Annotated in this window: 21 protein-coding genes; 14 read left to right on the forward strand and 7 right to left on the reverse strand. The window is 60.8% G+C overall.

Annotation, left to right across the window (positions count from 1 at the left end; all coding sequences use genetic code 11):
* Window positions 1–59: 59 nt before the first annotated feature.
* From I6E81_RS12035 to I6E81_RS12045, 3 genes are read right to left on the reverse strand one after another with little or no spacing between them, the layout of a single operon-like run.
* On the reverse strand, window positions 60–1,193 hold the full coding sequence (locus I6E81_RS12035; RefSeq protein WP_197108052.1) for a UDP-N-acetylmuramate dehydrogenase: 1,134 nt from the start codon (window positions 1,191–1,193) through the stop codon (window positions 60–62).
* Complete coding sequence (locus I6E81_RS12040) at window positions 1,190–1,597, reverse strand: MaoC/PaaZ C-terminal domain-containing protein (RefSeq protein WP_197108054.1); 408 nt, start codon at window positions 1,595–1,597, stop codon at window positions 1,190–1,192. The genes I6E81_RS12035 and I6E81_RS12040 overlap by 4 nt, the downstream gene beginning before the upstream one ends.
* Entirely contained in the window at window positions 1,594–2,040 is a 447-nt protein-coding gene (locus I6E81_RS12045; RefSeq protein ID WP_197108056.1) for a MaoC family dehydratase N-terminal domain-containing protein, read from the reverse strand. The genes I6E81_RS12040 and I6E81_RS12045 overlap by 4 nt, the downstream gene beginning before the upstream one ends.
* A 655-nt stretch (window positions 2,041–2,695) precedes the next feature.
* On the opposite strand from I6E81_RS12045, the gene I6E81_RS12050 reads away from it, so the two are divergent.
* The 9 genes from I6E81_RS12050 (at window position 2,696) to I6E81_RS12090 (ending at window position 10,607) form a co-directional block, all read left to right on the forward strand.
* A complete protein-coding gene (locus tag I6E81_RS12050) occupies window positions 2,696–3,709 on the forward strand; it encodes a DctP family TRAP transporter solute-binding subunit (protein WP_197108058.1) in 1,014 nt (337 codons plus the stop codon).
* A gap of 12 nt (window positions 3,710–3,721) precedes the next feature.
* Window positions 3,722–4,219, forward strand: coding sequence for a TRAP transporter small permease (locus tag I6E81_RS12055; protein WP_197108066.1), 498 nt, complete (start codon window positions 3,722–3,724; stop codon window positions 4,217–4,219).
* A gap of 4 nt (window positions 4,220–4,223) precedes the next feature.
* Complete coding sequence (locus I6E81_RS12060) at window positions 4,224–5,672, forward strand: TRAP transporter large permease (RefSeq protein ID WP_197108068.1); 1,449 nt, start codon at window positions 4,224–4,226, stop codon at window positions 5,670–5,672.
* A gap of 16 nt (window positions 5,673–5,688) precedes the next feature.
* A complete protein-coding gene (locus tag I6E81_RS12065) occupies window positions 5,689–6,456 on the forward strand; it encodes an SDR family NAD(P)-dependent oxidoreductase (RefSeq protein WP_197108069.1) in 768 nt (255 codons plus the stop codon).
* Between the two features lie 117 nt (window positions 6,457–6,573).
* The gene (locus I6E81_RS12070) at window positions 6,574–7,458 is read left to right on the forward strand and encodes a PPC domain-containing DNA-binding protein (RefSeq protein ID WP_197108070.1); all 885 of its coding nucleotides are present in this window, start codon (window positions 6,574–6,576) and stop codon (window positions 7,456–7,458) included.
* Between the two features lie 49 nt (window positions 7,459–7,507).
* Window positions 7,508–7,735 carry a lipoyl domain-containing protein gene (locus I6E81_RS12075; RefSeq protein WP_197108071.1) on the forward strand — a complete coding sequence of 76 codons (228 nt, stop codon included), beginning with the start codon at window positions 7,508–7,510 and terminating at the stop codon, window positions 7,733–7,735.
* Between the two features lie 9 nt (window positions 7,736–7,744).
* Window positions 7,745–8,731 (forward strand): thiamine pyrophosphate-dependent dehydrogenase E1 component subunit alpha, encoded by a 987-nt coding sequence (locus I6E81_RS12080; RefSeq protein WP_197108072.1) that lies wholly within the window; start codon window positions 7,745–7,747, stop codon window positions 8,729–8,731.
* Complete coding sequence (locus tag I6E81_RS12085; protein ID WP_197108073.1) at window positions 8,728–9,717, forward strand: alpha-ketoacid dehydrogenase subunit beta; 990 nt, start codon at window positions 8,728–8,730, stop codon at window positions 9,715–9,717. Before I6E81_RS12080 ends, I6E81_RS12085 begins: the two co-directional genes overlap by 4 nt.
* 62 nt (window positions 9,718–9,779) lie before the next feature.
* On the forward strand, window positions 9,780–10,607 hold the full coding sequence (locus tag I6E81_RS12090; RefSeq protein ID WP_197108074.1) for an SDR family NAD(P)-dependent oxidoreductase: 828 nt from the start codon (window positions 9,780–9,782) through the stop codon (window positions 10,605–10,607).
* On the opposite strand, the gene I6E81_RS12095 is transcribed toward I6E81_RS12090, so the two are convergent.
* Window positions 10,604–11,368, reverse strand: coding sequence for a FadR/GntR family transcriptional regulator (locus I6E81_RS12095; RefSeq protein ID WP_197108075.1), 765 nt, complete (start codon window positions 11,366–11,368; stop codon window positions 10,604–10,606). The genes I6E81_RS12090 and I6E81_RS12095 overlap by 4 nt on opposite strands.
* Window positions 11,369–11,488: 120 nt before the next feature.
* On the reverse strand, window positions 11,489–12,985 hold the full coding sequence (locus I6E81_RS12100; protein WP_197108076.1) for an amidase: 1,497 nt from the start codon (window positions 12,983–12,985) through the stop codon (window positions 11,489–11,491).
* 53 nt (window positions 12,986–13,038) lie between these two features.
* On the opposite strand from I6E81_RS12100, the gene I6E81_RS12105 reads away from it, so the two are divergent.
* Window positions 13,039–13,566 (forward strand): hypothetical protein, encoded by a 528-nt coding sequence (locus tag I6E81_RS12105; protein ID WP_197108077.1) that lies wholly within the window; start codon window positions 13,039–13,041, stop codon window positions 13,564–13,566.
* 180 nt (window positions 13,567–13,746) lie between these two features.
* Here the strand turns inward: I6E81_RS12105 and I6E81_RS12110 are convergent, their stop codons facing one another.
* The gene (locus tag I6E81_RS12110; protein ID WP_197108088.1) at window positions 13,747–16,269 is read right to left on the reverse strand and encodes an FAD-dependent oxidoreductase; all 2,523 of its coding nucleotides are present in this window, start codon (window positions 16,267–16,269) and stop codon (window positions 13,747–13,749) included.
* Window positions 16,270–16,536: 267 nt separating this feature from the next.
* Here I6E81_RS12110 and I6E81_RS12115 point away from each other — a divergent pair, with 267 nt between their 5' ends.
* The gene (locus I6E81_RS12115; RefSeq protein ID WP_197108090.1) at window positions 16,537–17,247 is read left to right on the forward strand and encodes a GNAT family N-acetyltransferase; all 711 of its coding nucleotides are present in this window, start codon (window positions 16,537–16,539) and stop codon (window positions 17,245–17,247) included.
* Between the two features lie 16 nt (window positions 17,248–17,263).
* Here the strand turns inward: I6E81_RS12115 and I6E81_RS12120 are convergent, their stop codons facing one another.
* A complete protein-coding gene (locus I6E81_RS12120) occupies window positions 17,264–17,845 on the reverse strand; it encodes a helix-turn-helix domain-containing protein (protein WP_197108092.1) in 582 nt (193 codons plus the stop codon).
* 90 nt (window positions 17,846–17,935) lie between these two features.
* Here I6E81_RS12120 and speB point away from each other — a divergent pair, with 90 nt between their 5' ends.
* Genes speB through I6E81_RS12135 form a run of 3 tightly spaced genes read left to right on the forward strand, consistent with a single transcriptional unit; the run spans window position 17,936 to window position 20,774 of the window.
* Window positions 17,936–18,910, forward strand: a complete 975-nt coding sequence (speB, locus tag I6E81_RS12125) for an agmatinase (RefSeq protein ID WP_197108094.1) — start codon at window positions 17,936–17,938, stop codon at window positions 18,908–18,910.
* Between the two features lie 11 nt (window positions 18,911–18,921).
* Entirely contained in the window at window positions 18,922–19,329 is a 408-nt protein-coding gene (locus I6E81_RS12130) for a nuclear transport factor 2 family protein (RefSeq protein WP_197108096.1), read from the forward strand.
* Between the two features lie 41 nt (window positions 19,330–19,370).
* Window positions 19,371–20,774, forward strand: a complete 1,404-nt coding sequence (locus tag I6E81_RS12135; protein WP_197108098.1) for a cytosine permease — start codon at window positions 19,371–19,373, stop codon at window positions 20,772–20,774.
* The last annotated feature ends 11 nt before the right edge of the window (window positions 20,775–20,785 follow it).

Here is a 20,785-nt window from a genome sequence, read left to right on the forward strand (position 1 = left end):
CGCGCCTGAGTGAGGCGAGCCTGGCGCGTGAGCGCTGGTTGTGAGGTGAGTTGGGCGAGCTAGGCGAGTTCGACGCCGACGCCGACAGGTTCTGGCTGCAGGTAGATGCCGTAGCGGCTGAGTACGCACGCGCCAATGTACCGGGCGAGTTCTGCAACTTCGGCAGCGTCCGCGCCCGTGCGGTTGACGATCGCCAGGCTGTGTTTCGTCGACACGGCGGCTCGTGAGCCTGGCAGCCGGAAGCCCTTGTTCACGCCCGAATGTTCGATGAGCCAGGCGGCGCTGAGCTTGACCAGGCGCGGCTTGGGCGCGGGGGGCGGGGCAGGTTCTTCGCCGAGCGGAACCGCAACGTCGGTGACGGGTTCGTCCTCGATAACCCAGCGTGGGGCATCCGCGGGAAGCCCTCTCGCGATGTGTTCTGGCACGATCGGGTTCGTAAAGAATGATCCGCAGCTGGCGGAGTCTGGTTCGTTGGGGTCGAGCACCATTGCTTTGGAGGCGCGCAGGGCGAGCACGGTGTCGCGCACTTGTTGTACGGGCACTCGGTCGCCGATGTTGACACCGAGCGCGGTCGCGAGCTGTTGGTACTGAACGGTGCTCTCGGGCGATGCCGCGAGGGTGACGTACACGGCGAGGACAACGCCGGCGCGCCCCTCTTTGATCACCGAGTTGCGGTAACCCAGTTCGAGTTCGGCGGTCGTGAGGTGAACGAACTCACCGTTGTCGTAGTCGAGAAAGTCGATGCCATCGAGCACGCTGGCGACTTCTTGACCATAAGCGCCGATGTTCTGAATGGGGGCTGCGCCTACTGAACCGGGAATGCCGCTGAGCGCTTCGAGCCCCGCCCAGCCCCGTGAAACGAGCTTCGCCACGAGGCCGTCCCATGACTCGCCCGCTTGCACGCGGAGGCTCAGCGAGGTCTCGGTTTGAGAGACGAGTTGGATGCCGCGTGTTGCGATATGGATGACAGTGCCGTCGAATCCTTCGTCGCTGATGACCATGTTGGAGCCGCCCCCAATGAGCAGCCATTCGTCGCCTCGTTGCCACACGTCTCGCACGTTCGCGATCAGTTCTTGCTCGGTGGCGGGGCGCAGCAGCGTGTGCGCTGGCCCTCCTACCTTGATGGTGGTGAGGTCGGCGAGCGCCACGTTGTATTGCGGCGGTGTGCTTTCGCTGGGGGCGGTGTCGGTCATTTGTTGAGTTTGACCCTCACTTGCGACTTGCCGAGCACGGTTTGGTTAGCGGCGCTGACGGTGAGGTCGATGCGCGTCACGTCGTCTTCGATGGCGCCCACTTTGGCGGCGACGGTAACGACGACGCCCCCATTGCCGTCGACGACGACGGGGCGAGTGAAGCGCACACCGTATTCGACGAGTTCGCCGCGGTCGCCCATCCAGTCAATGACGGGTTGCACGGCGAGGCCCATGGTGAGCATGCCGTGGGCGAGTACGCCGGGGAGACCAACGGAGGCAGCAACGTCATCGCGGTAGTGGATGGGGTTGAAGTCTCCGGATGCTCCCGCGTAGCGCACGAGCGAGAAGCGGGTGAGGGTGATATTGCCGGTGATCAGTTCTTGGCCGACGACGAGGTCGCTCATTCTGTGCCTCTCATGACGAGTACGGAGGTTGCGGTGACGACGTGCTCGCCTGTGGCGTCGCTGATGGCGGTTTCGGCGGTAATCATGTCGTTGCCGCCGAGCGACTTAATGCTCGTGACGGTGAGGATGGCGGTGAGTTCGTCGCCGGCGACGATGGGCCGCGTGTAGGTGAACTTTTGTTCGCCGTGCACGATGCGCGAGAAGTCGATGCCGGTGTCGGGGGCGGCCAGGAGAAGGGCAAGGCCTGCTTCTTGGATGACGACGGCGAAGGTGGGCGGTGCTACGACATCCACAAAGCCTGCTGCTTTCGCGGCTTCCGGGTCGTGGTTGAGGGGACTTTGAGCGAAGACGGCGCGCGCAAATTCGCGTACTTTTTCTCGCCCGACGAGGTAGGGGGTCGTAGGCGGGAAGACCCGGCCTTCTAGTTCTTTATTCACTGGCACGGTGTCCAGCTTAGGCAATGTTGGCGATACGCGCGTGGGTGAGATTGGGGTTGTGTTTGTGGGCCGGCTTATTGCGGCGGGATTGTGTTGCGGGCGCATTGTGTTGCGGCTGTTAAATGGGTGAAGCCCCGGTGACCGTGAGGTCTGCCGGGGCTTCAGAAATTCTGTGAGGCGTTAGCTCAGTAAGTTTTTACTGGCAGCTGTCGCACTGCAGAAGATCCATTGGGTCGACGGGAATTGCATATCCGCCAACGGTGTCGTTTTCGTTATCCATTCGATCCTCCTTAAAAGTCTGCTAGAAGTTTGCCGACGGTTTGTCGGAGATTTCACTATATATGGGTAATGACACCCATGTCATTACCCCAGATGTAGTGTCTCGGCGTGTCGGCCAATTTTCTTTAAATCTACTCTCACCCGCTGACATTTGGCCGCAAAGGGTGCCTCTCATAGCTCCCACGCCGGACCGCTTTGTCCAACCCCCGTTGGGGTTACGGCAGGCCCATTTTTGATCGGATGTCGCTGGTATTACCAGATTCGTGCATAATGGTTCGCAGCGCACCGGAAACCATCGAACTGGTGAATAGCGGGCGCCCCACCACGGGTCCTCCTCAAAAACGAGGTTGACCAGGTTGGCTTCAACACTCAAGGAGGAGAAATGAAGTTTGTCAAAATCGCCGCTTCGACACTGGGGCTAGCCCTGGTTCTTACCGGCTGCAGCACGGGGTCGTCTGACTCAGGCAACGACTCAGGTTTGCCGTCGTACGACTGGGACTTCACCATCACGGTCAGCGACAAGTCCAGCTGGAACGCCGGGGCTGAGCGTTTCGCTGAAGTCCTCGACGAGGAGAGCAACGGACGCATCAAAGTCAACATCTTCACGAACGAACAGCTTTCAGGTGGAGATTCAGCGGCCGGCGTCGAACAGCTCATGAACGGCGACAAGGCTTTCTCCTACAACTCGACGATCATCTACTCGGGAATCGACCCCCGTTTCGGTACGATCAACGCCCCCTTCTTGTACGACAGCTACGAGACCGCGGATGCCGCAATCGAAGGCGGTGCACTCGACGCGTACAAGGAACTCTCCGCAGAGTTCGACGTGCAGCTGCTCGGCTTCGGCGAGTCCGGCTTCCGCCAGATCACCAACAGCAAGCATGAGATCCTCGCACCCGACGACCTCGACGGCCTGAAGTTCCGCGTCCCAGGATCAAGCCTCTTCCTCAGCATCTTCAAGGAACTGGGCGCTGACCCCGTCTCGATGAACTTCAGTGAAGTCTTCACCTCACTGCAGACCGGAACGATCGACGGTCAAGAAAACCCGTACGACGTCATCTACTCCAACGGCCTCACCGAGGTTCAGGACTACATGTCGGTCTGGAACTACATCTACGACCCGCTCATCCTGGGCATGAACAAGGACATGTACGACGCTCTGAGCGACGACGACAAGGCACTGGTCGAGATGGCTGCTGCCGAGGCAAACGAAGTTCAGAAGAGTGAAAACCGTGCACGTGAAGCAGAGCAGCTTGCCGAGATGTCAGAAATCATGACGGTTTCGGAACTCTCTGCCTCGCAGCTCGCTGTCTTCAGCGAAGCGATGTCTCCGGTTTATGACGAGTTCACCGACGCGTGGACCCCCGAACTGCTAGCTGCGGTCCGCCCGGAATAGTCCACGCTTCCCATGTTCGACAAGATACTCACGGGGGCTGAGAACACGATCATTGCGGTCGCGTTCTCAGCCATCACCCTCCTCGCGTTTTTCAATGTAGTCAGCCGCTATTTGCTGCACGCATCGATCGCGTACACAGCAGAGCTGGTCGTCAACTTGGCCGTTCTGCTCACCCTGGTGGGGGCCGCCGCAGCAGTGCGTCTCGGCACCCACCCGGGTTTTACACTCCTCAAGGACTCGACCCACGGCATCCCACGCAAAGTTGTCATTGTGATCATTGCGCTCGCAATGCTGGCGTTCTACCTGCTGCTGCTCTGGTTGGGCTTTGACATGGCAATGAAGCAGATGGAGTCCGGTCGGCTCACATTCGCGCTGGGCGTCCCTCAGTGGATCTTCTCCATGTCACTCCCGTTCGGCGCTGCACTCGGCGCCCTCCGGACCGTGCAGGTAGTCGTTCGCGAGCTGTTCAACAAGCAGACCGAAGCGCCACTAGAACTCAAGGGAGTCTGATCCCATGGTTGAACTCGTACTCTTTGGCTCATTTTTGGGCCTGCTGCTCGTCGGTGTTCCCGTTGCATTTGCAATGGGAGGCTCCGCTTTCCTCACCATCGTTGTCGCTGATGGAGTGAACGCCCTTTTCCCGACCGCGGGAATTATGTACGCCTCGCTGTCGTCTGAAACGCTTCTGGCGATCCCCTTCTTTATCCTCGCCGGCGTGATCATGGAAATCACCGGAATCTCGGGCAGGCTCATCGAACTTGCCGATGCCATGGTGGGGCACCAAAAGGGTGGGCTCGCGCTCACCACGATCCTCGCTGCGCTTCTGTTCTCGGCGATCTCCGGATCGGGACCCGCCACCGTCGCAGCGCTCGGAGCGATTCTGATCCCTGCCCTCGCGAAGCACGGCTATAAGAAGCGTCACGCCGCAGCGCTGGTTGCCAGTGCTGGCGAAATGGGAATCGTCATTCCGCCGAGCATCGCGTTCATCGTCTTTGCCGTCGTGGCGAGCGACTACGAACGCATCTCGATCGGGCGTCTCTTCCTCGCGGGAATCGTGCCAGGAATCCTCATGGCGATTGCGTTCTACATTGTGGCCCGCCTGCTGCCCGTCGAAACCGAAATGGCTAAGACGAACGCGAAAAAACATATCGATAAAGCTCTCGGTCGCAAAGACAAGAAACTCCTTCTGACGGCGACAGGAGCCACCACTTACACCACGGCCAATCCGACGGTGCTCATGACCGCCGATGTCGATCCCGACGACGTTCAGGTCGGGCAACGTCGAACTCGAGCATCGTGGCCGGTCATCGGTCGCGCCTTCGTGCGAGCCATTCCCGGCCTTCTCGTTCCGGTGATCATCCTCGGCGGCATCTACGGCGGCATCTTCACTCCCACCGAGTCTGCAGCGGTTGCTTCGGTCTACGCGCTATTAGTCGGCGTTTTCGTGACCCGTAAGCTCAATTTCAGAGGGCTCTTCAGGGTATTCACGACCGCCGGAATCCAAGCGGGCCGCATTATGTTGATCATTTCGGCGGCGACGATCTTCGCCTACGTCATCACCAGAAACCAGATCGCCAGTCAGGTAACCGATGCCCTGCTCGCGCTGACGGATAATGTGGTGGTCATCATCCTGTTGATCAACATCATGTTGCTCATCGCGGGAATGTTCCTCGATGCTGTTTCGGCGTTTTACCTCTTTATCCCACTCTTTGTTCCGGTCATGCTGGAGCTGGGAATGGACATCACCACAATCGGTGTCGTCATGACGATCAACCTGGCAATCGGGCTTGTTACTCCCCCGGTCGGAATCGACCTCTTCGTGGCGGCTGGAATCGCGCAAGTTCCATTCGGTGAAGCCGTGAAGGGAATTTGGCCGTTCTTGGTGGCCAGCCTCACGGTTCTGATGTTGCTGACCTTCATACCAGTGCTCAGCACCGGACTACCTGACCTTATGGGTCTGTAGCGGGAGGCCGAGTTAGATGGTCAAGGATCTAGAAGGCCGAGTCAGTCTGGTCACTGGCGCAGCTCGCGGCATCGGACGGGCAATCGCACGAACTCTCGCGGAACGTGGTTCGCACGTGATGGTGGTTGATGTTATCGACGGCGCTGAAGCGGTCGAGGAGATCTCGGCCGCTGCGGACGGTCGGGTTCGCGTCGCTAGCTCAATCGTGGATGTGCGGGATCGCACTCAAGTGCGCGCCTGCGTTGCCGACGTCGTCGAGACCTTCGGGTCGCTCGACATCCTGGTCAACAATGCCGGCACGTGCGGACGCGTGGATCTCGAGATGATGGATGACGAAACCTGGGAACGGGATATTGAAACGAACCTGCGCGGCACGTTTCTCTTCACGCAGGCAGCGATCTACCCCCACATGAAGGAACAGTCGTTCGGCCGGATCATCAACATCAGCTCCATCTCAGGAATCATGGGTGGCCCGTTTGCTACCGGGGACGGTTCCAACCGCTCCGGCCCCGCGTATGCCGCTTCCAAGGGCGGCATCATCGCATTCACCAAGTGGGTGGCCAAAGAGGTCGGGGTGTTCGGCATCACGAGCAACACTGTGGCACCGGGCCCGATTTCTACGCCCATGACCGCGAGCACCAACTATTCGCTCGACTCCCACGCGATCAAACGCATGGGTACACCGGAGGACATCGCGACAGCGGTGGCCTACCTTGCATCACCCAGTTCCGGCTTCGTCACAGGGGACACCCTGAAGGTCGACGGCGGAACCGCTATCGGCTGATAGAACAACTAAATATCTCGGAAATCAGCACAACAACTGCTGGTATTACCAAAGGTCGTCTCCCCTCCTCACCAAGGAAACGAGACACCGAAGCCACAAGCTGACAAGGCGGCACCAATGGAAGTATTGAAGCACCACGGCGAGACCCTCAGTCCCCGCATCATCTCCGTACCCACGCGCTCGCGCGGACGTCTCACCACCCTCACTCCCGGTCGAAACGTTCTCGAAGAACTCACCGAGCTGCTGCGTGAAATGGGCACCGACAGCGGCTACGTAGAACTGTTCTCCGGAAGCTACACGCCCGTGAGCTACTGCGTTCCTGCTGGCGCCGACAGTGAGCGAGCAGTCAGCTTCTCGGAGGCGCGAAGCGTAGAGCACGCCGAACTCGTTTATGGCGCCGTGACCGTCGGGCTGCGCGACAACGAGCCGTTCATCCACAGTCACTGCATGTGGGTCGATGAAAACCAGCAGCAACTCGGGGGCCACCTGTGGCCAGAGACCGCATCCGGAAGCCCCGCTCCCCACGCTGCCATCTATGGAATCTACGGCGCACGGTGGACAAGCGCCGACGATCCCGAAACGCGAATGCCCGTGTTCACCCCATCCATCGACGAGAGGAACCCCATGCCCAACCAACTCACTGAAACCGGCTATCTCGAGACGGTGGTAGCTCGGGTGCGCCCGAACGAAGACCTCACGACGGCGATCGTCTTCCTCTGCGAGGAGAACGGATTCACCTCAGCTGTCGTCCGCGGCGGTCTTGGCAGCCTCGTCGGCGCCACCTTCTTCGACCGGAGCACCGGCGGAGTCACCCACGTCGACGGTCCAGGCACCGAAGTCATCTCAATCATGGGAGACGTCGCGCTCGTTAACGGCGTCTACGAAACGACGATCAGCTGCACCCTCGTCGACCTCCACGGCGTTGTTCACGCCGGAGAACTCGTGCCGGGCGAGAACGCTGTCGCTGTGACCTTCGAACTCGTCATCCAAAAAATCTCGTAACCAATAACCGCAACACTCATCTGTTTAACCCCACACACAAGGAGCACTCATGGACGTAACACTCGGAAAAGACTTTCTCGGCGACGAAGACGAAGCTGACCTCGTGGAATGGCTAGTCGCTGACGGCGCCACCGTCGCACAGGGCGATTCCATCGCTCAGGTCGAGACCTCGAAGCTCGTCAATGACTTCGTCGCGCCCGGCGCAGGCGTCATCACTTTCAAGGTTGCCGTTGGCGACGTTGTCTCTGTTGACGACGTCATCGCCACTATCGAATAGGAGCGGCTCATGCCTGACTTTGATAACGAAACACAAGGAATCACCGGATTGCGCCTGATGGCAAAGATCCGCGAGTTCGAACGACGGATGCCGCTGCTCTCTGAAGAGGGACTCATCCGCGGTTCGACGCACCCCTCGGTGGGAATGGAAGCCGTCGCCGTCGGAGTCTCACTGGCTCTCGAAACCGGAGACGCTGTCGCCAGCAACCACCGCGGTCACGCCCACACCCTCGCCAAGGGTGCCGACTTCGGTCGCACCATGGCAGAGATCCTCGGTCGCTCAGACGGATACTGCGGCGGCAAAGGCGGTTCGATGCACATTGGCGTCAAGGAGATTGGCGTGCTCGGCACCAACGGCATCGTTGGCGCCGGAATCGGCATCGCGACCGGTTCGGCATTGGCCGCTAAGGTCAGCGGCGACGGAAGCGTGGCTGTGGCCTACTTCGGCGATGGCGCCTCGAACCAGGGTGTGCTCGCCGAGGCGTTCAACCTCGCCGCCATCTGGAACCTTCCGGTCATTTTCGTACTGGAGAACAACCACTACGCCCAGTCGGCATCCATTGAAGAAATGGTCGCTCAGCCCGACTTCACCCAGCGCGGCATAGCGTATGGCGTGAAATCGGTCGCGGTCAATGGAATGGACATGCGCGACGTCTACCTTGCCGCCCGCGAGGCTGTCGACAAGGCACGAGCAGGAGACGGCCCCACGTTGATCGTCGCGGACACCTACCGCTACCTCGGCCACATGGCTGGTGACACCGAGATCTACCGGGATGCCGACGAGGTCAAACAGTGGCACGACAAGGATCCGATTGCCTTCTTGGCATCCGTCCTGATCGATGCTGGCGTGCTCGACAACGAACGCTGGACCAGCATGCAGGCCGAGCTCACCACCGAGGTGCAGGCCGCGGAGGACTTCGCTCGAAACTCCCCGTTCCCCGATGTATCAACAGCATTCACCGATGTATACGACAAGGAAGAAGAGGTCTCGCGATGAGTAAAGCACCCAAGAGCATGAGCACGTGGCGTGCCCTCAACGCCGCGCTGCACGACATTCTCGAAGACACTCCCGAGGCATTCGTTCTCGGTGAAGACATCACCACGTGGGGCACCGGTGGCGGCATCTACGGCGTTACTCGCAAGCTCGCGGATGTCTATGGCAAGAACCGTGTCATGGATACCCCGATCAGTGAAGAAGTACTGATCTCCGCGGCAACGGCCGCGGCATCGCGTGGCACTCGACCGATCCTAGAAATCATGTATTCCGACTTCGCCTTCTTGGGCTTCGACGGCATCATCAACCAGGCTGCAAAGTCGCGCTACATGTTCGGCGGACAGTTTGATGTTCCGCTGGTGATTCGCACCAACGGTGGTTCGGGAATCGGTAAGGCTGCTCAGCACTCGCAGTCACTCGAGACCCTCTTTGCGCACATCCCCGGCCTTGAGGTCGCTGTGCCCGGAACACCCGGAGATGCTTACGGGCTGCTCCGCCATGCGGTCACGACCAACAACCCGACGATCTTCCTCGAACACAAGAACCTCTACTACGACAAGGGCCTTGTCGACTTTGAGCCGCTCCCCTTCGGGCAGGCTCGCATTGCCCGAGTCGGCACTGATGTCACGATCGTCGCTACGCAGCAGATCTTGGCGCGCTCGCTGGTGGCGGCGGAGATTCTTGAAGCCGATGGGATCAGCGCCGAGGTCATTGACCCCCGCACACTGTTCCCGTTCGACATGGACACCGTCTACGCGTCCGTAGCGAAAACTGGACACCTCGTCGTTGGTCACGAAGCAGTTCGGGACTACGGCTGGGGCGCAGAGTTCGTGGCAGAAGTCGTCGAGAACTCCTGGGACAAGCTCGATGCTGCACCGGTTCGTCTCGGCGCTGCACGAACGCCTATCCCTTACAGCGAAGAACTTGAAGCGGTGGTTATCCCCACCGTCGACAAGATCGTCGCCGCCGTGCGACGCACCCTCGCGTAAAGCAGCAACGAACTGGGTGGGGGTGTCCGAACGGATGCCCCCACCTGCACAAGCAAGAAAGTATGAATGACATGCAACGACTCAGCAACAAAGTAGCCCTCGTTTTCGGTGGAGGATCAGCCGGAGGCGAGATCAACAACGGCCTCGCGACGAGCATTGTGTACGCGCAAGCGGGAGCGCACGTGGTGATCGTCGATGTGAACGAAGAAGCCGTGAAGAGCGGTGTTGCTCGCCTCACGGCCGAGTGCGACACTCTCGGAATACCGTTCGAGGGAACTGGTCTCGTGGGCGACGTCACCTCAGAAGAATCCGTGTCAGCTGTTGTCGAGCACGTCATCGCCCGCTACGGTCGCATCGATATTCTGCACAACAACGTCGGCATTGCCCGCATGGGAGGCCCCATCGAGATGAGTCTCGATGAGTGGGAATTCGTGATGCGGATCAACCTCACCAGCGCCTTCCTCACCTGCAAGTTCGTGCTCCCCCACATGCTGGAGCAGGGCTCCGGATCGATCGTGAACGTCTCCTCCATTGGTGGCATGCGCTACATCGGTTACAACTACCCGAGCTACTCCGCCACGAAGGGCGGAATGATCCAATTCACGACCAACATCGCGCTGCAGTACGCACGCCAGGGCATCCGCGCGAACTGCGTAGCCCCCGGCTACATTGAGTCGCCATTGATGTATCGCCAGATCAGCGGAAACTACGATTCCGTCGAAGAGATGGTTGCTGCTCGAAACGAGCTCTCCCCCACGGGAAAAATGGGGGACTGCTTCGACGTCGCCTATGCGTCACTCTTCCTCGCCTCCGACGAGGCAAAGTACGTGAACGGCGTGTGCCTGCCCGTGGATGGTGGCCTCACCCAGCAGTCGGCCGCCGCCGTCTAATCTCGGGAATCGATCGCTTTCGGCAACCAGCTGTCGGACGGGCCGTTCGTGTCGTTGGCCCTCAACGTTTCGAGCCAAGCAAAGTGCTCATCGATTGCAGCGCCCGCCGCATCACGGTCTTGGGTGAGGATGGCATCCAGCACGTCTCCGTGAACTTTTCGGAGCGTCTCACGGTCGTCTTCGAGAGCAATGTAGCGCACGGTGCCGCGCAAGACTGAGTGCAGCATCTGGGAGAAGAAGATCAGCCCCGACTCACCGGAAGCGCGGAAAAGTGCGTGGTGAAAGGCGTTGTCTGCCTCGAAGAGTTCGCGCCCGTCGTCGGAGTCGCGCATGCGCTGTACGGCTTTCGCCAGATCGTCGAGCGCTTGCTCATCGCGGGTATCGCACGCCGCCATGCCAGCATGACGCTCTAGCGCATACCGCACCGAGATCAGGGAATCGATCGTGAGCTGCGACGACATCAGGCTAAGAATCAGGGTGTCGCTGATGCTGTCGGGCTGGATTCCCGTGAGAAAAGTGCCCTCGCGTTCGCGGCGCTGAAGGATGCCGAGCGAGACTAGGCGACTGATGCGGTCACGCAACGCCGTTCGACTGATGCTCAGGGTTTCTGCGAGTTCACGTTCGCTCGGGATCTGCTGACCCGGCTCTTTGGCTAGAAGCAGGGTAACGAGTTCGCCCAGCGCTTTATCTTCGAGAAGATTGGTCAAGAACCGGTGTTGTGAGAAATCTGACGGCTCGATGTCGGCAGACTGACCACTCATACGGTTCTTCCTCTCTGCCCAACACTGGACTGTTACGGGGCCAGAAAAGACCAGCCTCTTGCGATCATACGCCGATACTCGGGATCGCGGAGGGGTTCTCACGTCCCGATTGCTCAGTCATTACTCGTCGAAGAATCCACGCACGGCCGCAGATTCCTGGAATCGTTTTCCCTCATTCCGACGCTCCGCCGAGGTGAGCATCGTCGGCTTCGTGAGGGCGAAGTGGGTCGACTGTTCGAAGGCGAATGCAACCTGCAGAAGATCGAAGTCTTTACCGTGGGGCATAGAGAGTTGCAGCCCAACCGGAAGACCAGTTTCGCTGAAGCCTGCCGGAACAGATATGGCAGGAACGTCGGCAGCGGAGATCAGCGTGGCTGATCTGAGCCACCCCAGATAGTTGTCGAAATGAGCATCATTGATCGAGGTGGGGAACCGCTGCGTCGCATCGAACGGCAGGAGCTGCGCCACGGGTGAAGCAAAGACATCGAACCGCTCGTGGAACGTCGCCGTCGCGCGTTCCAAGCGAGTGCGGGCCAAAGCGGACGAGGTGAGATCGGCAGCGGTAAGCGCCTCGCCCAGCTCAACGTTCCACTGCAGCTCGGGTTTCACAAAGTCGCGGTGTTGCTTCACGAAGTCGCTCAGCAGCATCGAGAAATCGAACGCCCGTGTTGTGCTGAATACCTCATCCGCATCGCTCAGATCGGGCGCAGCCTCTTCGACAATCGCGCCGAGGTCTTCGAATACGGCCATGGCCCGTTCCAGTACGGCGATAACCTCAGGGGCGACAGGAATACCGAGCCCGAAGTCTCTCGACCAGCCGATTCGCAACCCGCGAATGTCCCGCTCCAAACGCTGAGTGAACTGCTCGCCTCCCTCCGCAATAGAGAGCGGAGAACGGGAGTCGGGACCGGCGAGCACCGACATCGCCAACGCAATATCGGAGACCTCACGCGCCATCGGCCCGGTGCGGCCAAGCCAGGCCCACGAGTTGCGGCCAACCATCGGAATACGCCCGCGTGACGGACGAAGCCCCACCACGTTGCAGAACGACGCCGGGATGCGCAACGAGCCCCCGATGTCTGAACCATCTCCCAGATTCTGGATGCGGGCCGCGAGTGCCGCAGCGACTCCCCCGCTACTTCCGCCCGCACTCAACGACGGAGCGAATGGGTTCGTGGTGATGCCAAAAAGGTCATTGAACGTGTGTGCGCCCGCCGCAAACTCGGGAACGTTCGACTTTCCGGTGCTGATAACCCCAGCCTCCCTGAACCGCGCGATAACGACGTCATCCTCGTCAGGCACAAAGTCTTTCAACACCACCGAGCCTTGAGTCGTGCGCATGCCCTTCGTGTTGTTCGTGTCCTTGTGGGTCATGGGCACACCATGCAGAGGGGGCAGCACGCCACCCGCTGCAGTCAGCTCGTCTGCACGCGCAGCGGCCTCGAAAGCGCCCTCACGGTCCTGCAGAATGATTGCGTTGATCGCAGGGTTAACCAGGTCGATCTGATCGAAGTGCGACTGCACTGCTTCGCGGGCTGAAAGCTCGCCCGTGCGAATGAGTCTCGCCATCTCCGCCGCCGAGAGGTCAGGGATTGTCGAAGGCGAGCGTTCAGTCATGAATGAATCTTTCCACAGGCACGCCTAAAGTTGCCTCATGTTGTCGTGCGAAAATGCCCTGCCTCAGCGGCCACTCCGTGTTCTCGTGGCCAGTGTCTCTGGCGCAGGAAAGACGACTCTCGCTCTGCGGATTGCCGACGCCCTTGCGAACCTTCTTCACCGATCGCGAACACGTCGTGAAGTGGGCGATCTCAACCCGCAAGAAGTATCACACCGAGATTCCCGCTCTCGTGCGGAAGCATCCGAAGCTCGTCATTGTGCGGCTGCGTTCCCAGCGGCAGGTCGAACGATGGTTAGCGGGTGCCGTCAGTAACAGCATCCGCTTAGTGCAGAATAGGTCAACCGATAGCGAAAGGAACCTCATGGATTCACACACCGACCTTCCCCCCATCGAACGCTGGTGGCCCGAACTGAGCATTCCGGCGAAGCATGCGATTCAGGAGGATCTTCACGGCGAGATCAGTGCGTCAGTGCTCGAAGAAATCGAGACACTTTCGGGGAGCACTGTTCCGGCTGCGCCCCAGCACCTCAACGACGACGAGCGCGCTTACATCGCCACCCAAACTGAGATCGTCGACTGAGCAAACGCTCCCCTGGCCGAGTTGATGGATGACTTCGAATTCTCCGTTGACGCTCTAGCAACGAGAAAACAGCACCTAGCCTTGCGGTAAATGCGTAGTACCCGAGATGTGCGCCATACGCGGCGCCCTCACCCACGGGGAAGACCCGCGAGTGAGAGCGTGTGGACAATCAGCACGGTGTTAGATGAACAGCGTCGTCGTGGATTCAGCTGCCTCGCCAAGGAAGGTGGCGACACCACCGAGCTCGACACCATCGATGAGGTCGGATTCGGCGATGCCGAGCAGATCCATCGTCATGGTGCAAGCGATGATGCGAGCGCCGCCCTCCATCGCCGATTCCATGAGTTCGGGCAGCGAGTGCACGCCATTCTTCTTCATGGTCTTCTTGATCATCGCGGTGCCCGCGCCCATCATGTGCATCTGCGAGAGCGTGAGCTTGTCGGCACCGGCGGGCATCATGCCGGCGAAGAGTTTGTCCATCGCCTTACGCTGACGCTTCGGCGGCTTCTGCTGACGAAGCGCATTGAGGCCCCAGAAGGTGAAGAACATGGAAACTTCTTCGCCCATCGAGACAGCACCGTTGGCGATGATGAACGCGGCGATCACCTTGTCGAGGTCGCCCGAGAACACCACAAACGAGACTTTGGGTTTCGCGGGGGCAGCAACGACTCCTCCCCCACCGGCGAGCAAGAGGGCCTCAGGACCAGCCTTGCGGATCGTGGCCACATAGCCGGGCCCCTCCGGTTCGATGGCCAACAGTTCGTGACCGTTGCGGCGCACCCACGCGGGGGCATCACTCGCGAAGCCGGGGTCGGAAACGTGGACGACGATCTCGTCGCCGAGGTTGAGTCCCTTCATTTCGGTCGCAAGCTTCATGATCGGCCCTGGACACGCGAGCCCCGTGCAGTCCAGATTCACCGAAACACCTGTGCCGTTGGCGACGTGCGCCGCGACACGAGCCGAGTTGAGGGCTTCGGCCGCTTCGGCGTACGAGGTTTCTGGCTCGATTGGTCCGTCGGTGTCTGGCTCGACCTCATGCCACGCTCGGAACGTTTCGGATCCGCCCGACAGCGTGGCGACATCCGTAAATCCCAGCTGCACAAGGATGCGGTACGCCAAGTAACTACGGAAACCGACGGAACAGTACAGGCGCAGGCCTTGCGACCGATCCCAGTCGCCGGTGTTGGTGCGGAGGGTCGCGAGCGGCACGTTCTCGGCACCGGGCAAGTGGAAGATGGAGAACTCTTCTGGCGTGCGCACGTCAATAATGCGCGCACCGTCGGTGGCGTGCGGGTAGTCCTGCGCGTACCAGAGGTTCAGGTCGCCGAGCAGTACATTGCTGGCGACGAAGCCGGCCATGTTCACCGGGTCCTTAGCCGAACCAAACGGCGGGGCGTAGGCGAGCTCGAGTTCTTCGAGATCCCAGACGGTGAGGCCCGCACGAAGCGCGGTGGCGAAAACATCGAGGCGCTTATCGACGCCATCAAAACCGGTGACTTGAGCGCCGAGCACCTTTCCAGAGTCAGGAGTGAAGAGCAGCTTGATATGCATCATCGCGGTGCCCGGGTAGTAACCAGCGTGGCCGGATGGATGCACGTGCACGGCTCGATACGTGACGCCCGCTGCCAGCAACTGGCGTTCCGTCGCGCCGGTGCCGCCCGCGACCATCTCGAAGATCTTCACAATCGAGGTGCCCTGAGTGGATTTGTACTCGGTGTCACGCCCGCAGATGTTTTCGGCAGCAACGCGCGCTTCGCGGTTAGCGGGCCCGGCAAGCGGAGCGAGCCACGACCCCGGCAACACCGTGTTCGGGGTTTCGACCGAGTCGCCGGCAGCCCAAATGTGAGGGTCAGAGGTGCGCATGTGGGTGTCGACGGCTAGGCCGCCATTCTCGCCCAGATCGAGACCGGCATCCCGGGCAAGGCCAACACTGGGGCGGACTCCGACCGACAGGATGACGAGGTCCGCTTCGATAGTGGTCGAGTTTGTGAGTTCCACCATGACCCCTCCGCCGGTGCGCGGAGCGAACGCGGCAGCCCCCGTCGAGAGGTGAAGAGCGATTCCTCGGCTGCGGAGGTGGTGTTCAACGGGAACCGACATCTCGTGGTCGAGAGGCGGCAGAATCTGGTCGCTCAGCTCCACGACATCCACTAGAGCACCACGGTGCTTCAGGTTTTCGGCCATCTCGAGCCCGATATAGCCGGCACCGATCACGACGCACCGCACGGGACCGCGAGCGCCACTGGCCGCCTTCTCAAGGTCAGCATCGAGTTCCGCTTTGATGGCATCCATGTCGCCGATGCGACGTAGAACGTGCACTTCGGGCAGGTCGATGCCGGGAAGCGGCGGGCGAATCGCTTCCGCCCCGGTGCACAGGGCGAGGTTGTCGTAACTTTCGGCGTATTCGCGCCCGGTGTCGACCTCGCGCACCGAGACGGTCTTGGCCTGACGGTCAATCGCGGTGACCTCGTGGGCAATTCGCACCTCAATGTTGAGGGATTCGCGCAGGCTCTCCGGCGTCTGCAGGAGCAGCCGGTCTCTCTCGGTGATCACTTCACCAATGTGGTACGGCAATCCGCAGTTTGCGAACGAGACGTGATGACCGCGCTCCAGCACGACAATCTCTGCACTTTCATCGAGCCTGCGAGCGCGAGCGGCGACCGATGCGCCTCCAGCGACGCCGCCAACAACGACCAACTTCATGGGATGCCGTGCCTTCTGCGGCGACCTCTGGGCTGTGCCTTTCACAGTCCATCAATGCACCGCTATATAGCCAACGCTACTCCTCTCCCTCAGGCCGTGCGGGAGTACCGGGCGCTTGTCGCGAGGTGCGATCTACCCGCCCTCACTGAGCAATTTTCCACAGGCCAGTAGCGGCGTCCGGAGGACCATTTGCTAGTCTGCGAACCTGCCGCAGCGGCAGCGCAACGACAGCCCAGCGGCCTCGTCGCGGCATCCGAGAGGGTTCGCATGTATTCACCGATCGTCTTCGACTACTGGTTGCCGACCTACGAACGCGAGCCCGCATTCGACGAGTTGTATGTGGTGCGGATCGCCGAATCGCTTCCCACCAACACCGCAGTCACGCTGCTGGATGTCGCCGAAGGGCCCAGCATCGTCAGAATGATTCCCACTTTTGCGGAACGCCTCGACCTCGTTGAGGGGCAACGCGTCAGCGGCCAGCAATTGCGCTCAGATCTCGACGCCGCCGGAGTCGCTCTCAACGGTGCAGATCAACTTTTCTATTTACCCCGGCATGCTCAGGATGTGCTCCGCGCTGAGGTGACTCCTGAGACAACGCGCCAGCTGACTGGAGCGGATACGAGAGCATTCGAACAGTTCACTGCGGCCGTTCCGGAAAGAGAATTAGACGAGGCCTTCGTCGAACTCGACCATTGGCTCGTGTACGGAACCTTTGCCGACGACCGCCTCATCGCCGCCTCCAGCATGTACCCGTGGCAAGGATCACAGCTTGCGGACCTCGGCATCGTCACCCTGCCCGATTACCGCGGTCGAGGGTTCGCCACCCAGACCGTTCGCGCCATCAGCGCCCACGCCCTCGGCGGAGGCTACGAACCGCAATACCGCTGTCAGCCCGACAACGTTGGGTCTGTGGCAGCGGCCCTTGCCGCGGGCTTCACCCGCTTTGGGCAGTGGGATGTCGTGCCGCTGAACGACTGACGTGCAGCGCGCGCGGCTATTCTCCGCGCCAGGTAGCCGGCACGATTGTCCAGATGACTTCGGCACCGAGTTCGGCATCCGCTTCCCAGTTGTGCGGTTCACGGCCAGGGAACGTGAGCGAGTCGCCTGCCGCAAGCGGAATGTCGCGGTCCACGAAACGTACGGTCACCGCACCAGTGATCACGTGGAGGACTTCGACTTCGCAACTGATCGTGTAGAACGCATCCCCACCGTTGGCAGCGGGCTGCATGTGGGTGCGGATGACTTGAACGCGCGATTCGTTGCGCGGGGAGATGAGCCGCTCATCCACTCCTTGACCACCGAGATTGATGTGCGGGGCATCCGCCAAGGAAATTTTTACTGCTTCAGGTTCGGCGAAGAGTGACCCGATTTCGAGTGAGAGAACTTGGCACAACTGCACCAGCGTCGCGACGCTTGGGGAAGTCTCGTCGCGTTCGAGCCGACTGAGAAAACCCTTGGTCAGCCCTGCAGTTGTGGCGATTTGTTCGAGGGTGAACCCCTGTGCTTTGCGGGCGCTGCGGATGCGCGCTCCGATGGCGAGCGCTTCGGCACTGGGTGAGGGCGACAGGGGTCTCATGGCTCTACTCCATCACTTACCGGGGTTGACGAGGCGCACCTCTGGGTTTACTGTGAGTTCACGTTTACTGCTGATTATCGAAAGTTTACTATGACGAAACCTATTGTTGGCCCGGTCGATGCAAGTATTGTCCCTCGCTTTGCCGGTATCGCCACATTCGCTCGTCTGCCGCGCATCGAAGATGTCGAGCACACCGACATCGCGATCGTCGGAATCCCCTTCGATAGCGGAGTGAGCTACCGCCCCGGTGCCCGCTTCGGTCCGGCTCACGTGCGCGAAGCATCACGACTCCTGCGCCCGTACAACCCCGCGCAAGACGTCTCGCCCTTCGCCGTTCAGCAAGTGTCAGACGCCGGCGACATTGCCGCAAACCCCTTCAGCATCGACGACGCCATCCTCGAAATCGAAGCGGCCGCCCTCGACCTCGCAACTCGCGCCGACCGCATCCTCACTATCGGCGGCGACCACACGATCGCACTCCCCCTTCTCCGTGCCGTCACCAAGAAGCACGGCCCCGTCGCCGTGCTCCACTTCGACGCTCACCTCGACACGTGGGACACCTACTTCGGTGCGCCGGTTACTCACGGCACCCCGTTTCGCCGGGCATCCGAAGAGGGTCTTATCGACCTCACCGCGAGCATGCACGTCGGCACCCGCGGCCCGCTCTACAGCGCCGAAGACCTCACCGACGACAGCCGCCTGGGCTTCGCAGTCGTCACAAGCGAAGACATCGAAGACGACGGAGTAGCCGTCGCGATCGAGCGCATCCGCGACCGCATCGGCGACAAGCCGCTCTACATCTCTATCGACATCGACGTGCTCGACCCCGCCCACGCACCGGGCACCGGAACCCCCGAAGCTGGCGGACTCACGAGCCGTGAACTGCTGCGCATTCTTCGCGCCCTCGCTGACAAGAACATCGTTGGCGCCGACGTCGTCGAAGTCGCCCCTGCCTACGACCACGCGCAGCTCACGGCCGTGGCCGCGAGCCACGTCGCCTACGAGCTGCTCAGTGCGATGGCTCCCCGCGATAACCAGACCCCGACCGCAACGCCCGCGAGCTAGAGGAGCGCACCATGAGCACGACAACCCCGCATCAGGATGACGTGCTCAGCGCAGCATCCGCCATCGTTGACGCTTTTAGGGCCACCGACGGCGACCAGTACTTTCGCGGCTTCGCGCCCGAAGCGACCTTCATCTTTCATACCGAACCCGCCCGCCTGAACGACCGCGCTGAATACGAACGCCTCTGGGCCGGTTGGGTTGAGGGCGGCTGGAAAGTACTCGACTGCGAATCGTCGGATGCCTCAGTGCAGTCGTTCCCCGGCGGCGCTGTGTTCAGCCACACCGTTTTCACTCGCGTCGACACCGGCGACGGCGAGGACTCCTACCGCGAGCGCGAAACCATCGTGTTCCGCCTCGACAACGACCAATTGCTAGCCGTGCACGAACACCTCTCACCCCTGCCCGACCCTGCCCCATAAGTAAACGGACCCAACCGCACCCTACTGAGGAGACACACGCAATGTCGCTCTACACCCGCTTAAGCAAACACACCCAGGACCAATCGGATGGCGGCAAGCCCGTCAAAGGAACCTACTCACTGCTGCGCATTGGAATGATTTGGCTCGCAGCCAACCTCGTTGTCACGACTCTGCTCACGGGAACACTGTTCGTTCCCGGCGTTGACTTCGCGACCGCGTTTCTCATGATCGTTCTGGGAACCCTCGGCGGAGCCATCGTGCTCACCGCCATCGGAGCCATTGGCACCCGCACGGGACTACCGACCATGGCCATCACACGCGCATCATTCGGCACGCGCGGCAGCCTTCTGCCCGTCGCGGCCAACGTGATCGTGCTCATGGGCTGGAGCTGGGTGCAGGCGATGCTCGCGGGCGTCACCGTCAACTTCTTGGTCGAAAGCGCTACGGGGTACTCCAACCCCATTCTGTTCTCCGTTCTCTGCCAGAGCATCGTCGTAATTCTCGCGATCCTGGGCCACGAAGGTATCTCCAAGATTGAGCCGTGGCTTGCCGTTCTCATCCTCGGCATCATCGCGTGGGTCTTCATCACCGCGTTCACCGCATTTGACCTCGGCGACTTCCAGGCTGTTGCCCCCGACGAGAGTCTCGGCTTCACCCCGATCATCGTGCTCGACATCGTGATCGCGACCGCCGTCTCGTGGACGGTGCTGTCAGCTGACTTCAACCGTTTCGCCCGCACCACCAAGGCCGGCGTGATCGGCTCGGGCATCGGCTACACCGTCTCAACCGTGACCGCGATGACGCTCGGCCTTACCGCCTTCGTCTACGTGATCCTCAAGGGCGACGAAGCTGCCGCGTTCGACCCCACCACGATCGTCGCCGCCTTCGGTGCACCGCTCGCCATCATCATCTTCCTCTCGGTGATGGCCACGAACACAATGGTCGTCTACGGAATGGTGACCTCGGTCGTCAACGCCAAGGTCGGCAGCCGGCTGAAGTTCTTGCCCACCGCGCTCATCCTCGGTGGTATCTCGATCATCGGCTCGACTTGGTTGCAGTTGCTCAACCAGTTCACCGACTTCCTTGTCGTCATCGGTGCCTTCTTCGTGCCGGTGTTCGCGATCATGATCGTCGACTACTACATCGTGAAACGCGGTGCTTACACGAAGGACATTCTTGAAGCTCGCGGTGGTCGTTACTGGTACAAGGCGGGCGTCAACTGGTTCGCTGTCGCCATCTGGGTCATCGGCGCCACCATGTCATACGTGTGGGCCTACGTCTGGCCGCTGCCGATCGGCGCCACCATCCCGGCGTTCGTTCTCACCTTCGTGCTCTATCTTGCAGTCATGCTTCCTGAGCGAAAGCGTCACGAAGCCGTTCGCAGCCAGCACCTCGCTGACACTGCGGATGCCGACGTGGATGCCGCCGCTCGCCCCGTCGCCTAACTCGCACTAGC

It is taken from the genome of Salinibacterium sp. NG22 (assembly GCF_015864925.1).
In the GTDB taxonomy this organism is placed as follows: domain Bacteria; phylum Actinomycetota; class Actinomycetes; order Actinomycetales; family Microbacteriaceae; genus Rhodoglobus.